Genomic DNA, 13,515 nt, shown 5'->3' with positions numbered 1-13,515 from the left:
TTGAATCGAATGAATAACGATTGCCACCTTTGTCTCAACCGGTGTGCAGCAGTCCGGTCGCCAGGCCGATGACCACGGGCGCCACCCCGACCGCCAGAAAGGCGGGCAGAAAACAGAGCCCCACCGGTGCCGTGATCAGCACGCCGGCCCGCTGGGCGCGCGCCACGGCCGCACTCGACCGTTCCGCCCGCATCGCCGCGGCCAGGCGGGAGACAGGCTCCGCCGCGGGAGCCCCGGTCGAGCCCGCCCGCTCCAGACAGCGGGCCAGTGCACCGGCGCCCGGTATCTCGCCGAACCTCCCCCAGGAGACGGCCGGTTCGCCGCCCAGCCGGATCTCCGCCGCCGTCCGAGCCAGCCGTTCGCCGACCGGACCGCCCAGCGACTCCCCCACCGCCTCGGCCGCCTCACGCGGCCCGGCTCCGGCCGAGATGCAGGCCGCCAGCAGATCGGCTGCCAGCGGGAGCTGCTGTGCGATCTCCGCCGCCTCTGTTGCGGGCACGCGGGGTCTGCGCCGATCGCGCGTCCGCTGCCACCGCCAGGTGCCGTACGCGGCCGCCAGTCCGGCCGCACACCCCAGCGGACCGCCGACCAGAATCCAGCCGGTCACCACTGCGCCCAGCAGCGCGGCCAGATCCCTGATCCGGGTCCCGGACACCGACCGCCTGCGCCGCCGCTTCCCGGGGTCGACCGCCAGCAGCAACCCGCCCCGGCGAAGCACCGTCCGCTCTCGCCGCCGCCCGGCCAGGGCGAGAGCCGGATACGCGACCGCGCCCAGCACCACCCCCAGCAGACCCAACCCGTGGACAAGGTGCACAACCTCGCCTGCCACCCGGCTCATGCGGCTTCCCCCGCCCGTACGATCCGGCCGGCCCAGAGGAGACCGGCCGTCTCCAGCAGGCCGCCGCCCGTCAGGCAGACCAGCCCGGCCGGACCGTGCAGGAGTACCCGCAACGGGTCGGCCCCGAGCGCCGCCCCCAGCCCCAGACCCAGCACCGGCAGCAGCGCCAGCACGGCCACCGTCGACCAGGCACCCGCCAGCTGCGCCCGCAACTCCTCCCGTCGGCGCCGCTCGGCCCGCAGCGCTCCCTCCACGCGGTCCAGACCGGCCGCCAGCCCGGCCCCTCCGTCCACCGCGACCCGCCAGCACGCCGCCACCCCGGCGAGCCCTTCCAAGCCCGGCTCACGCGCCGCCTGCCCGAGCGCAGCCGGCACATCGCCACCGAACCGCGCAGCAGCCGACACGGCGGCCTCCGCCGCACCCATCGCGCCGGTGCCGCGCACGGCGACCAACAGCGCCTGCCCCGGCTCGTGCCCGGCCCGCAGCTCACCCACCACCGCACCGCACAGCGCCACCACCGCATCGGCCCGGCGCTCGCGCTCCCGCCGTCCGGCCTGCCTGCGCAGCCACCGCCGCACCAGCGGCACCGCCACCACCCCCGCGACCACCGGCAGTAGGGACTCCCCCAGCACGGCAAGCACGAGCGCCACCGGCAGACAGAGCCACTCCCTGCGCCCCCGGAACATCCCGCCGCACCGGTCCAGGACCCGCTCCCAGCAGCTCCGCGACGCCGGCTCACCCACCCCGTCGACGAACAACACCCTGGCCCGCCGCAGCCCTTGGTCCTGCCCCACCGCCAACCAGGCAGCCGTCCCCGCACACACGGCCATCGTGTACGTCGCGTACTCCGCCGCCCCCGCCGACAACCCACCGGTCACATCGCACCCCCGATCAGCGACCGCAGCCGCTCCCATCCCCGCTCCCGGACGAAACCGTCGGCGCCCCAGCGCAACGCGGGCACCGTCACCACCAGACCGGCCGCATCCCGCTCCAGCACGTGCACCTCGGCGATTTTCCGCAGCCCGGCCCGGTCCCGTACGAGATGGACCACCACCGACAGCGCCGCCGCCAACTGACTGTGCAGCGCCACCCGGTCGAGTCCGGCCGCCGTGCCGAGGGCCTCCAGACGGGCGGGGACATGCTCGGCGGCGTTCGCGTGGACCGTGCCGCAACCGCCCTCGTGGCCCGTGTTCAGCGCGGCCAGCAACACCGTCACCTCGGAACCACGCACCTCCCCCACCACCAGCCGGTCCGGCCGCATCCGCAACGCCTGACGCACCAGGTCCTGCAAGGTCACCCGGCCCGCCCCTTCCTGGTTGGCCGGACGCGACTCCAGGCGCACCACATGCGGGTGGTCCGGCCGCAGCTCGGCCGAGTCCTCGGCGAGCACGATCCGCTCCCGCTCCCCGACGGCGCCCAGCAGGCTCGACAGCAGCGTGGTCTTCCCCGCGCCCGTGCCACCACTGATCAGATACGAGACCCGGGCCTCCACCAGCGCCCGCAACACCCGGTCCCCGCCCGGCGGTACGGTCCCCGCCGCAACCAGCTCCACCAGCGAGAAGGCCCTGGGGCGCACCACCCGCAGCGACAGGCACGTGGAACCGACGGACACCGGCGGCAGCACCGCGTGCATCCGCGTCCCGTCCGGCAGCCGGGCGTCCACCCAGGGCCGGGCGTCGTCCAGCCGCCGCCCGGCAACCGCGGCGAGCCGCTGCGCCAGCCTGCGCACCGCCGGGGCGTCCCGGAAGGTCACCCCGGTGAGTTCGAGCCCGCCTCCCCGGTCCACCCACACCCGGTTCGGCGCGGACACCAGCACGTCCGTGACCGCGGGATCGGCAAGCAGCGGTTCCAGCACCCCGGTGCCGACCAGTTCGCCGCGCAACTCCTCTGCGGCTCCGAGCACTTCGGCATCGCCGAGCAGCCTTCCCTGGGCCCGGAGCGCGGCCGCCACCCCGGCCGGGGTCGGTGCGGCGCCGCTCTGCGCCAGCCGCTGCCGCACGGCGTCGAGCAATGCTTCGGTCATGACACCGCTCCCCCGGCGACGCCTCCGGCAAGCGCGCGGTCCCAGAACGCCGCACAGAACCTGGCCAGCGGGGAACGGGCGCTGCCGCCGGGCGGCGTCCCGCTGTCCTGAGCGGCGAGCAGCCCCGGCTCCAGCGGGAGTTCACCGGCGAGCGGCAGCCCCAGCGCATCCGCCACCCAGCGCTCGTCCAGACCTGCCGCGTACGGGCCGCGTGCCATCACCCTCAGATCGCCCAGGACCATCCCGGCCATGGATGCCACCCGCTTCGCCGCCGCGACCGCCCGCAACTCGCCGGGGACGACCAGCAGCCCGAGGTCCAGCTGGGCAAGCGCCTCGGCCACCGACTCGTCGACCCGGCGCGGCAGATCGACGACCACCACCCCACCGAGCCTGCGCGCGGCCGCCAGCACCGCCGCCATGGCCGATGGCGGAACGACCACCCAGTCGTCGCGCCCCCAGCTGAGCACCCGCAACCCGTGCAATGCGGGCAGCGACTCCTCCAGGGCGCCACCGCCCACCCGTCCTTTGGAATGGGCGAAATCCGGCCACCTCATCCCCTCGACGCGCTCGCCGCCGAGCAGCACATCGATGCCGCCACCCAGCGGATCGCCGTCGATCAGCATGGTCCGCCGCCCGCTCCTGGCCGCAGCCACGGCCAGCGCGCAGGCCAGTGTCGACGCGCCGGCTCCGCCCCGTCCGCCGATCACTCCGACGGTGAGCGCGGGCCTGCCCACACCCTCCGCGGCATTGGCGATCTGATCGACGAGCCAGCTCTCCGCGTCGCGCAGACGCAGCACATATTCCGCCCCGATCTCCACGCCCCGCCGCCAGACGTCCGGGGCGTCCTGGTCGCGGCCCACGAGCATCACGCCCTGTCTGCGCGCGACTCCACGGCATCGCGGGGCCGCGTCGTCGCCCACCAGAACCATCGGAGCCCGCTCCCAGCCGCCTCTGCCTTCCGGCAGCGTGTGGTGAACCTCAGGCTCCGCTCCGGCGGCCGCGCACAGCCGCAGCAGATCGTCGAGCAGTTCCACATCCTCGGTCACGATCAGCGGTCCGCCGCTCCGCTCCTCGGCGACCGGCAGACGATCCCGTGCGATGGATTCGGCCACGATCTCCCCCTTCTCCCTGCACCTTCACCGCGGTTTCGCGGCGATCTCGGAGGCTTCCGAGATCGGCGATATCCGGAACCCGCGGACTTCGCGGGTGGAATCACCGTGCAACGCTTCGAGAAATCGTGTGGATCTTGCTCAAAAACTGTGGACAACTCCACCGCTGTGAATATCTCCGTCACCCATACCGGCGACTTCCGGAGAGCAGCACTTCGACTACACACTGTGACGAGTCATGGAGGTTCGAGAGCGCAGAAATACGGGCCGTCGCGGCCGAGAAGGAGACAGAATGCTTGATTCCGAGCGCCAGAAATGCGTCCGGACATGCGACGACCCCCGCCGGGGGGGAGAGCGGGGGTCGTCCCCACGGCCGACTCGGGGGGGGAGGAGTCGGACCGGGTTAGCACGGTCGCGAACGATCCGTGACTTCCATGGTGTACCCGAGAGCCTTCTCAGGCAAACCCACGCGCCAGAGTTTACGCCGAATGGTGGGCCCCTATGCTCTGCCTTGTGGAAAACCACTCCTTGCCGCGCACAGCAGCCTTCTTTGACCTGGACAAGACGGTCATTGCGAAGTCTTCGACTCTGACCTTCAGCAAGTCCTTCTACCAAGGCGGACTGATCAACCGCCGTGCCGTACTGCGCACCGCGTACGCACAGTTCGTGTTCCTCGCCGGGGGCGCCGATCACGACCAGATGGAGCGGATGCGCGAATATCTCTCCGCGCTCTGCAAGGGCTGGAACGTCCAGCAGGTGAAGGAAATCGTCGCCGAGACCTTGCACGATCTGATCGACCCCATCATCTACGACGAGGCGGCGACCCTCATCGAGGAGCACCACACCGCCGGACGCGATGTCGTCATCGTTTCCACCTCGGGCGCAGAAGTCGTCGAGCCGATCGGCGAGCTGCTGGGCGCCGACCGGGTCGTCGCCACTCGAATGGTCGTCGGCGACGACGGCTGTTTCACCGGCGAGGTGGAGTACTACGCGTACGGGCCGACGAAGGCCGAGGCGGTCCAGGCACTCGCCGTCTCGGAGGGATACGACCTCTCGCGCTGTTACGCCTACAGCGATTCCGCGACCGATGTACCGATGCTGGCGGCCGTCGGCAACCCGCACGCGGTCAACCCGGACCGCGCACTGCGGCGTGAAGCAGCACTCCGGGAATGGCCGATTCTCGTCTTCAACCGCCCGGTTCGGCTCAAGCAGCGGCTGCCCGCGTTCTCGATGCCACCCCGCCCGGCGCTCGTCGCCGCCGCAGCAGTGGGCGCAGCAGCCGTCACCGCGGGACTCGTCTGGTACACGTCGCGCCGACGCGCGGCCGTGACAACCGCCTGACATCCCGCACCTGCACCCCCGCACCGGGACTTGGCCCTCGCCGCGCGAAGCCCGCCGCCCGGGTCCCCACGCGATCGCTGTCCGGAGCCTGCCTCCGGACAGCGATCGCGGTCCGCGTCGAACGGCTCTGTCACATGCCGGATTCCGGCCCTGACCAGCATGTTCGAATCGTCCACATTTGAACCGAAAAGTAAAGAAGCATGGCCAGCACTACCGCTTACCCCAGGTGTGGAGTACAAAGGAGTCAACGGCCCGCGAGACCAAGGACATCCGAGAGGATTACCTGTAACGCAGAGAAGGCCCCACGGACCGAGCATGAAAACCGAGCACCCACGCGACGTCGACCCGTCGATTACGGGCCAGCCGCACCAGGTAACGGGCTGAGTTCCCGACCTGATGGGCATGTATCGAGGACGCATGGTAACTGGGTGGACGTGCCAGCGGCGGTACCGAGGACGGTACCGCCGCAACCCTTTGATCGGGCACTGAAGTCAGCAGTCGGGCCGGGGAGTTGGCGGCCGAGCTGACGGACGAGCCGCCGGGCGGGAGCTAGGCAGCCCCGCGCTGCAGCGCCTCACAGACCGCCGTCGACTCCCTGACACCGAGCTCCACCGCGCGCCCGCAGTGCGCGATCCAGGCGGCCATGCCGTCCGGCGTCCCCGACAGATAGCCCTCGAACGCTGCGACGTACGCCGCCCGGCCCTGTTCCGCATGGCCGACCTCGGCGGGACAGATGGACTTCGGGTCCAGTCCGCTCCCGATCAGCACGATCCGTTCGGCGGTCCGCGCGACCAGCCCGTTGTACGAACCGAAGGGGCGCAGCGCCAGCAGTTCGCCGTGCACGACCGCGGCCGTCACCAGCGCGGGCGCCGCACTCCCCGCAAGGATCAGTCCGGAGAGACCTTCCAGCCGTCCGGCGACCTCGTCCGCGTCCGGCAGCGGCGCTTCGATCAGCGGCTCGTCCACCGGTTCGCCCGCCAGCCGAGGCCGGCCGACAGCGTCGTCGGGCGCGGCCCCGCCGGCCGCCACCAGATGCAGCCGGGCAAGGACCCGCAGCGGCGACTGCCGCCAGATGGAGAGCAGTTGACCTGCTTCCGCGGTGAGCCGGAGGGCGGCTCCGATCACCTGCGACTCGTCGTCACCGCTGAAGTCGGTACGCCGCCGCACCTCCTCCAGGTTCCAGTCGGCGCCGGAGAGCGCGGCGGATCCGCGCGCGCCGCGCAGCGCCGCCTCCGCGGTGACCTCGTTGCTGCGGCGGCGCATGACTCGGTGGCCGTAGACGCGGTCGACGGCCTTGCGTACGGAGTCCACCGCGTCGGCGACCCCCGGCAGGGCGCCCAGGGTGGCGAGCGGGTCTGGGGCAGTCGTACTCATAGGTAGCGAGGCTACGCGCCCCCTACACCCATACCGCCCCGGAGTGGCCTTCTTCACGAAGTTCGACAACGGAGCGCAGTTGTGCAGCTACCCTAGGTGAACATGAAGATCGCTTTCGTAGGGAAGGGCGGCAGCGGCAAGACCACGCTGTCCTCGCTCTTCATCCGCCACCTTGCCGCCAATGAAGCCCATGTCGTCGCGGTGGACGCCGACATCAACCAGCATCTGGGGGCCGCACTCGGCCTCGATGACGAGGAGGCGGCGGCGCTGCCCGCCATGGGTGCGCAACTGCCACTGATCAAGGAGTATCTGCGAGGCAGCAACTCCCGTATCGCCTCCGTCGAGACGATGATCAAGACGACTCCGCCCGGCGAGGGCTCGCGGCTGCTCCGCGTCCGCGAGGACAACCCGGTCTATGACGCGTGCGCCCGCACGATCACGCTGGACGACGGGGACATCCGACTGATGACCACCGGACCGTTCGCCGAATCGGATCTGGGGGTGGCGTGCTACCACTCCAAGGTCGGCGCGGTCGAGCTCTGCCTCAACCATCTCGTCGACGGTCCCGATGAGTACGTGGTCGTCGACATGACCGCGGGTTCGGACTCCTTCGCGTCAGGAATGTTCACCCGCTTCGACATGACATTCCTGGTTGCCGAGCCGACCCGCAAGGGCGTCTCGGTCTATCGCCAGTACAAGGAGTACGCACGGGACTTCGGGGTCGCCCTGAAGGTTGTCGGCAACAAGGTGCAGGGCCAGGACGACCTGGACTTCCTGCGGGCCGAGGTCGGTGACGACCTGCTGGTCAGCATCGGTCACTCCGACTGGGTGCGGGCGATGGAAAAGGGTCGGCCTGCCCGCTTCGAGCTACTGGAGGCGGACAACCGGATGGCCCTGCAGGCCCTGCAGGACGCGGCGGAGGATTCGTACGGGCAGCGCGACTGGGAGCGCTACACGCGGCAGATGGTGCACTTCCATCTGAAGAACGCAGAGAGCTGGGGCAACGAGAAGACGGGCGCCGACCTGGCCGCCCAGGTCGACCCCTCCTTCGTGCTCGACGAGCGGAGCGCGCAGGTCGGCGTCGCTCAGCCCGTGTGAACGGGTTGCGACGCCGCACCCCCTCCATCACTCGGTTCCTTGATCCACCCGGTCCCTGACCTGCGATCCAACCGGTCGCCCACGACTCGGCGACCGGCGCGGTGACGGGGGCCGGACACCTCTGGCGCTCTGCCCGCTTCCCGTCGGACCGCCCCGGGGCCCGGGGGCGAGGCGGGCCGCCCGCCCCTCCCCGCGGCGCCTCGCCGCCGCCGAGCGTGCCCTCGCCGGCGCCGTCCCAGGAGAACACCACGCACTGCGGCAGCTTCTGACCAGGCGACAGGCGCTCCGGCCGGAGCCGCTTCGGCCGACTTTCGGTGAAGATGTGGTGGAGCCGTCGCCGGTGAGGCAGAAGCGACGCCGGGGGCGGGCGCGTTCCACTCGGGCCCGGCATCCCCTTTCGCGGCGGCCGTCATCGGCCCCACTCTCTTCCTTTTCGGATAATTTGTACGAAATCTGCCGACGCAGCGCGGCCGAGGTCGCATGCGGCCCTGAAAACATCCGCATGACAGACCATGCAAAAAAGCTGACTATTCACTTGAATGAGTGATCCAATGGCCCGTTTGCCCTGAATCATGGACGTAAATCTTTACTCTCCATTACGATTCATTTACCGAGAGTTGAGAAATCCCGCCGCTGCACGCCGTGACCCACGGCCGCGTCCCCACGTTCCGCGACCGCGCTGCCCCGGAGGAGACGGGAACATGTCTGCTTGCGTCCGCATCCGTCATGACCACACAGCCCGCAGTTCGCCGCCTTCCCGCGCCTCGGGAATCAAGCGCCCTCACAGCCCGCCACCGCCGCGCCGCGGCGGGCGATTCCGCATCGCGGGCGCCGACCTGTCCGCATCGATCACTGTCTTTCTCATCGCCGTCCCCATGTCGCTCGGCCTGGCCGTCGCCATGGACGCCCCGTTGGAAGCCGGACTCATCTCCGCCGCGGTCGGCGGCATCGTCGCCGGACTGCTCGGCGGCACTCCCCTCCAGGTCAGCGGCCCGTCCGCCGGTCTGACCGTGGTCACAGCCGAGTTGATCCAGATCTACGGCTGGCGCACCACCTGCGCGATCACCATCGGCGCCGGACTTCTGCAGATCCTGCTGGGCTCGCTGCGAGCGGCGCGCGGCGCCCTCGCTGTCAGCCCCGCCATCGTGCACGGCACCCTCGCCGGTATCGGCGTGGCCATCGCGCTCGCCCAGTTGCACATCGTGCTCGGCGGCTCACCCCTGAGCTCGGCGGCCGCCAACGCCCTGGCACTTCCGGAGCAGTTGGGCCGGTCGAGTCCGGCCGCACCGCTGATCGGTGCACTGACCATCACCGTACTGGTGGTGTGGCCGCGGCTCCCCGGGCGGATCGGGCGAGCGGTGCGACGGCTGCCTGCCGCCCTCGCCTCGGTGGCGATCGCAACGGCGGTGGCAGCGGTCGCAGCTCCCGGGATCGCCCGGGTCGACCTGCCCTCCTGGCGCTCGCACGCCCTGCCCGAGCTGCCGCAGGGCCCCGTCCTGGCCCTGGCCACCGCCGTGTTCACGGTGCTGCTGGTGGCCAGCCTCGAATCGCTGCTCGCCGCAGTGGCGGTGGACAAGCTGACCGCCGACCGCGCCGGCGGGCGAACCGCCGATTCCGCCACTCCTGCCCCGGCCGCCCCGCCGGTCCAGCGCTCCGATCTCGACCGCGAACTGCGCGGCCAGGGCATCGCCAACGTACTGTCCGGGCTGCTCGGCGGACTGCCGGTGTCCGGTGGCGCGGTGCGGAGTTCGGCGAACGTACGGGCCGGGGCCACCGGCCGAGCCGCCACCGTGCTGCACGGCGTCTGGGTGCTGCTCGCCGCCGGACTGCTGGTCACGGCCCTGGAGTGGATCCCGCTGGCCGCACTCGCCGCTCTGGTGATGGTGGTCGGCTTCCAGATGGTGAGCTTCGCCCACATCCGCAATGTCCACAGGCACCGCGAATTCCTGGTGTACGGGGCGACGATCACCGGTGTGGTGCTCTTCGGTGTGCTGGAGGGTGTGGCCATCGGCATCGCCGTGGCCGTGGCTGTCGCCCTGCACCGGCTGTCCCGCACCAGGATCACGGTGACCGATCAGAACGGCCAGCATCTGGTGGTCGTACGAGGGCAGCTGACGTTCCTCGCGGTGCCACGGCTCAGCCGGGCGCTCGGCCAGTTGCCCCGAGGCGGGGACGCGGTGGTCGAGTTGGACGGATTCTTCATGGACCACGCGGCGTACGAGACGATCCAGCACTGGAGCGATGCCCAGACCGCGCAGGGCGGCCGGGTCGTTTTCACCGGCAGATCCGGTGGCCGGATCGCCGAGCCTGCCTCGGCGGCCCACTCCTGCTGCCGCCCCTGGACACCGTGGCGCAACCACCACTGCCACGACCGGCCCGGCCGGCCGGTCGACACCCGCCGTGCCGCCGCCACCTGGGTGGCTTCCCCCTCCGGCGAACACCCCACCGCCGTCCAGGGGCCCACGGGCTCAGGCCGCGCCGAGGCCGACGCCCCGGGCGTCAATGCCGCCACCGCCGGCCCCACCGGCGGGTTCGACACCCCCGGCGACGGAGCCGCCGTTCCGCGCCGGACCGGCGCGCACCGGCTGGCCAGCGGGCTCAGTTCGTTCCAGCGCAATACGGCTCCGCTGGTGCGCGACGAGCTGGCCCGGCTGGCCCGCGAGGGTCAGCGTCCCTCCCAGCTCTTCATCACCTGCGCGGACTCCCGCCTGGTCACCAGCATGATCACGGCGAGCGGCCCGGGCGACCTGTTCACCGTTCGGAACGTCGGCAACCTCGTGCCCCCGCCGGGCGCGGAGGCCGGTGACGACTCGGTGGGCGCCGCGATCGAGTACGCGGTGGATGTGCTCAAGGTCGAGTCCATCACCGTCTGCGGCCACTCCGGCTGCGGCGCGATGCAGGCGCTGATGAGCACCGGGCCGGACGCCCCGCAGACGTCCCTGTGGCGCTGGCTGCGGCACGGCCTGCCGAGCCTGGAACGGATGAGGTCCCGGCATCATGCCTGGGCACGGATCTCCGGCCGGCTGCCCGCCGACGAGGTGGAGCAGCTCTGCCTCTCCAATGTGGTCCAGCAGTTGGACCATCTGCGGGCCCATGGATCGGTGGCGCGGAGACTCGCCGAGGGTGCACTCCAATTGCACGGGATGTACTTCCACGTCGGCGAGGCGCAGGCGTATCTGCTGGCCGAGGGCGCGAGCGCCGGTAGCGGGATCGACGAGGTCTTCGAGCGGGTGGGCCCCGGCGACCCTAACCACGCCCACCCGTACGACATCACCGACCTCAGTGACCCCACCGGTCTCAGTGATCCCGGTGATCACGCAGCTGTTTCCGCCCCCGCCGCGGCGGGGGACCCTGCCGATCCCTCTGGTTCCGGCGAGTTGGAACGTACGAGCGCCTGAACCACTTGCGCCTTGGGTCCGTGAGACCTTGTGGTCGTTCCTCCATACACGAAACACAGGTCTAAACCAATTCCCGGCAGACACTTGTCACCCGGCCCTTGGCCTGATGAGCTATGCCCCGGGACACAACGGACACCCTGGGAATGGGAGATGTCGTGAGCAACGAAAGCTTGGCCAATCTGCTTCGGGAAGATCGCCGGTTCGCACCACCCGCCGATCTGGCCGCCGACGCCAACGTCACAGCCGAGGCGTACGAGCAGGCCGAGGCGGACCGGCTGGGCTTCTGGGCCGATCAGGCCCGGCGCCTGACCTGGGCCACGGAGCCGACCGAGACGCTCGACTGGAGCAACCCGCCCTTCGCCAAGTGGTTCGCGGACGGCAAACTGAACGTCGCGTACAACTGCGTGGACCGTCACGTCGAAGCGGGCCACGGCGACCGTGTCGCCATCCACTTCGAGGGCGAGCCCGGCGACAGCCGCGCAATCACATATGCGGAACTGAAGGACGAGGTCTCCCGCGCCGCCAACGCCCTCGCCGAGCTCGGCGTCGGCAAGGGCGACCGGGTCGCCGTCTATCTGCCGATGATCCCCGAGGCCGCCGTCGCGATGCTGGCCTGCGCCCGCATCGGCGCCGCGCACTCGGTGGTCTTCGGCGGCTTCTCCGCCGACGCCATCGCCGCCCGCATCCAGGACGCGGACGCCAAGGTCGTCATCACCGCCGACGGTGGCTACCGCCGCGGCAAGCCGTCCGCACTGAAGCCCGCCGTGGACGACGCCGTCTCCCGTCTCGACACCGTCGAGCATGTCCTCGTGGTGCGGCGCACCGGCCAGGACACCCCGTGGACCGAGGGCCGCGACGTCTGGTGGCACGAGATCACCGGCCGCCAGTCCGCCGAGCACGCCCCCGAGGCATTCGACGCCGAGCACCCGCTCTTCATCCTCTACACCTCGGGTACGACGGGTAAGCCGAAGGGCATCCTGCACACCTCCGGCGGCTACCTCACGCAGGCGGCGTACACCCACCACGCCGTCTTCGACCTCAAGCCGGAGACCGACGTCTACTGGTGCACCGCCGACATCGGCTGGGTGACCGGACACTCGTACATCGTGTACGGACCGCTGGCCAACGGCGCGACGCAGGTGATGTACGAGGGCACGCCCGACACCCCTCACCAGGGGCGCTTCTGGGAGATCATCCAGAAGTACGGCGTCACGATCCTCTACACCGCGCCGACCGCGATCCGTACGTTCATGAAGTGGGGCGACGACATCCCCGCCAAGTTCGACCTGTCGTCGCTGCGGATTCTCGGTTCGGTCGGTGAGCCGATCAACCCCGAGGCGTGGATCTGGTACCGCAAGCACATCGGCGCCGACAAGTGCCCGATCGTGGACACCTGGTGGCAGACCGAGACCGGCGCGATGATGATCTCGCCGCTTCCCGGTGTCACGGAGACCAAGCCCGGTTCGGCCCAGCGCGCCCTGCCCGGTATCTCCGCCACCGTCGTCGACGACGAGGCCAACGAGGTGGCGAACGGCGGGGGCGGCTACCTCGTCCTCACCGAGCCGTGGCCGTCGATGCTCCGCACCATCTGGGGCGACGACCAGCGCTTCCTCGACACCTACTGGTCGCGCTTCGAGGGCAAGTACTTCGCGGGCGACGGCGCCAAGAAGGACGAGGACGGCGACATCTGGCTGCTCGGCCGGGTCGACGACGTGATGCTCGTGTCCGGGCACAACATCTCGACCACCGAGGTCGAGTCGGCGCTCGTGTCGCACCCGTCGGTAGCCGAGGCCGCTGTGGTCGGCGCGGCCGACGAGACGACCGGCCAGGCCATTGTCGCGTTCGTGATACTGCGCGGTTCGGCGTCCGCCTCCGACAACCTCGTCGCCGATCTGCGCAACCATGTCGGCGCCACGCTCGGCCCGATCGCCAAGCCCAGGCGGATCCTGCCGGTCGCCGAGCTGCCGAAGACCCGCTCCGGCAAGATCATGCGCCGCCTGCTGCGCGATGTCGCGGAAAACCGCGAGCTGGGTGATGTCACCACGCTCACCGACTCCTCGGTCATGGACCTCATCCAGACGCAGCTGCCGTCGTCGTCCTCCGAGGACTGAGGCAGCAGGCACGAGCAGATACGACCCCGAGGGGCATCCGGCAACGCGCCGGGTGCCCCTCGGGCATTTAAAGTGAAGATCACCGCATACGGCCCCGCACACCCCGGGTACAGTGGCAGCTGCATCAACAACTCATCAAAAAATCTCCACAGGGTGTGCCGGGAAGTCTGGTCGGCAAGTGCATCAGCCATGCCATTGCTGCCGTACCGACCCGGAGGTCTCC

At 70.5% G+C, this 13,515-nt stretch carries 9 protein-coding genes; 4 read left to right on the top strand and 5 right to left on the bottom strand.

Going from position 1 to position 13,515, the window contains the following annotated elements:
* Positions 1 to 34: 34 nt before the first annotated feature.
* Genes OHA03_RS15575 through ssd form a run of 4 tightly spaced genes read right to left on the bottom strand, consistent with a single transcriptional unit; the run spans position 35 to position 3,973 of the window.
* Positions 35 to 838, bottom strand: coding sequence for a type II secretion system F family protein (locus tag OHA03_RS15575; RefSeq protein WP_267004448.1), 804 nt, complete (start codon positions 836 to 838; stop codon positions 35 to 37).
* Positions 835 to 1,668, bottom strand: a complete 834-nt coding sequence (locus OHA03_RS15570) for a type II secretion system F family protein (RefSeq protein ID WP_267008059.1) — start codon at positions 1,666 to 1,668, stop codon at positions 835 to 837. Before OHA03_RS15570 ends, OHA03_RS15575 begins: the two co-directional genes overlap by 4 nt.
* Before the next feature lie 44 nt (positions 1,669 to 1,712).
* The gene (locus tag OHA03_RS15565) at positions 1,713 to 2,861 is read right to left on the bottom strand and encodes a TadA family conjugal transfer-associated ATPase (RefSeq protein WP_267004447.1); all 1,149 of its coding nucleotides are present in this window, start codon (positions 2,859 to 2,861) and stop codon (positions 1,713 to 1,715) included.
* On the bottom strand, positions 2,858 to 3,973 hold the full coding sequence (ssd, locus tag OHA03_RS15560) for a septum site-determining protein Ssd (protein WP_267004446.1): 1,116 nt from the start codon (positions 3,971 to 3,973) through the stop codon (positions 2,858 to 2,860). Before ssd ends, OHA03_RS15565 begins: the two co-directional genes overlap by 4 nt.
* Before the next feature lie 498 nt (positions 3,974 to 4,471).
* Between ssd and OHA03_RS15555 the strand changes: the two genes are divergently transcribed.
* Entirely contained in the window at positions 4,472 to 5,311 is an 840-nt protein-coding gene (locus tag OHA03_RS15555; RefSeq protein ID WP_267004445.1) for an HAD family phosphatase, read from the top strand.
* A 549-nt stretch (positions 5,312 to 5,860) separates the two neighbouring features.
* On the opposite strand, the gene OHA03_RS15550 is transcribed toward OHA03_RS15555, so the two are convergent.
* Entirely contained in the window at positions 5,861 to 6,685 is an 825-nt protein-coding gene (locus tag OHA03_RS15550) for an oxidoreductase (protein ID WP_267004444.1), read from the bottom strand.
* Between the two features lie 102 nt (positions 6,686 to 6,787).
* Here OHA03_RS15550 and OHA03_RS15545 point away from each other — a divergent pair, with 102 nt between their 5' ends.
* The 3 genes from OHA03_RS15545 (at position 6,788) to acs (ending at position 13,292) form a co-directional block, all read left to right on the top strand.
* A complete protein-coding gene (locus OHA03_RS15545) occupies positions 6,788 to 7,783 on the top strand; it encodes an ATP-binding protein (protein ID WP_267004443.1) in 996 nt (331 codons plus the stop codon).
* A gap of 701 nt (positions 7,784 to 8,484) precedes the next feature.
* A complete protein-coding gene (locus tag OHA03_RS15540) occupies positions 8,485 to 11,181 on the top strand; it encodes a bifunctional SulP family inorganic anion transporter/carbonic anhydrase (RefSeq protein WP_267004442.1) in 2,697 nt (898 codons plus the stop codon).
* 113 nt (positions 11,182 to 11,294) lie between these two features.
* Positions 11,295 to 13,292 carry an acetate--CoA ligase gene (acs, locus tag OHA03_RS15535; protein WP_267004441.1) on the top strand — a complete coding sequence of 666 codons (1,998 nt, stop codon included), beginning with the start codon at positions 11,295 to 11,297 and terminating at the stop codon, positions 13,290 to 13,292.
* Positions 13,293 to 13,515: the final 223 nt, after the last annotated feature.

Origin of the sequence: Streptomyces sp. NBC_00154 (assembly GCF_026342835.1) — a bacterium.
In the GTDB taxonomy this organism is placed as follows: domain Bacteria; phylum Actinomycetota; class Actinomycetes; order Streptomycetales; family Streptomycetaceae; genus Streptomyces.
This window is presented reverse-complemented; position numbering and strand designations above follow the sequence as displayed.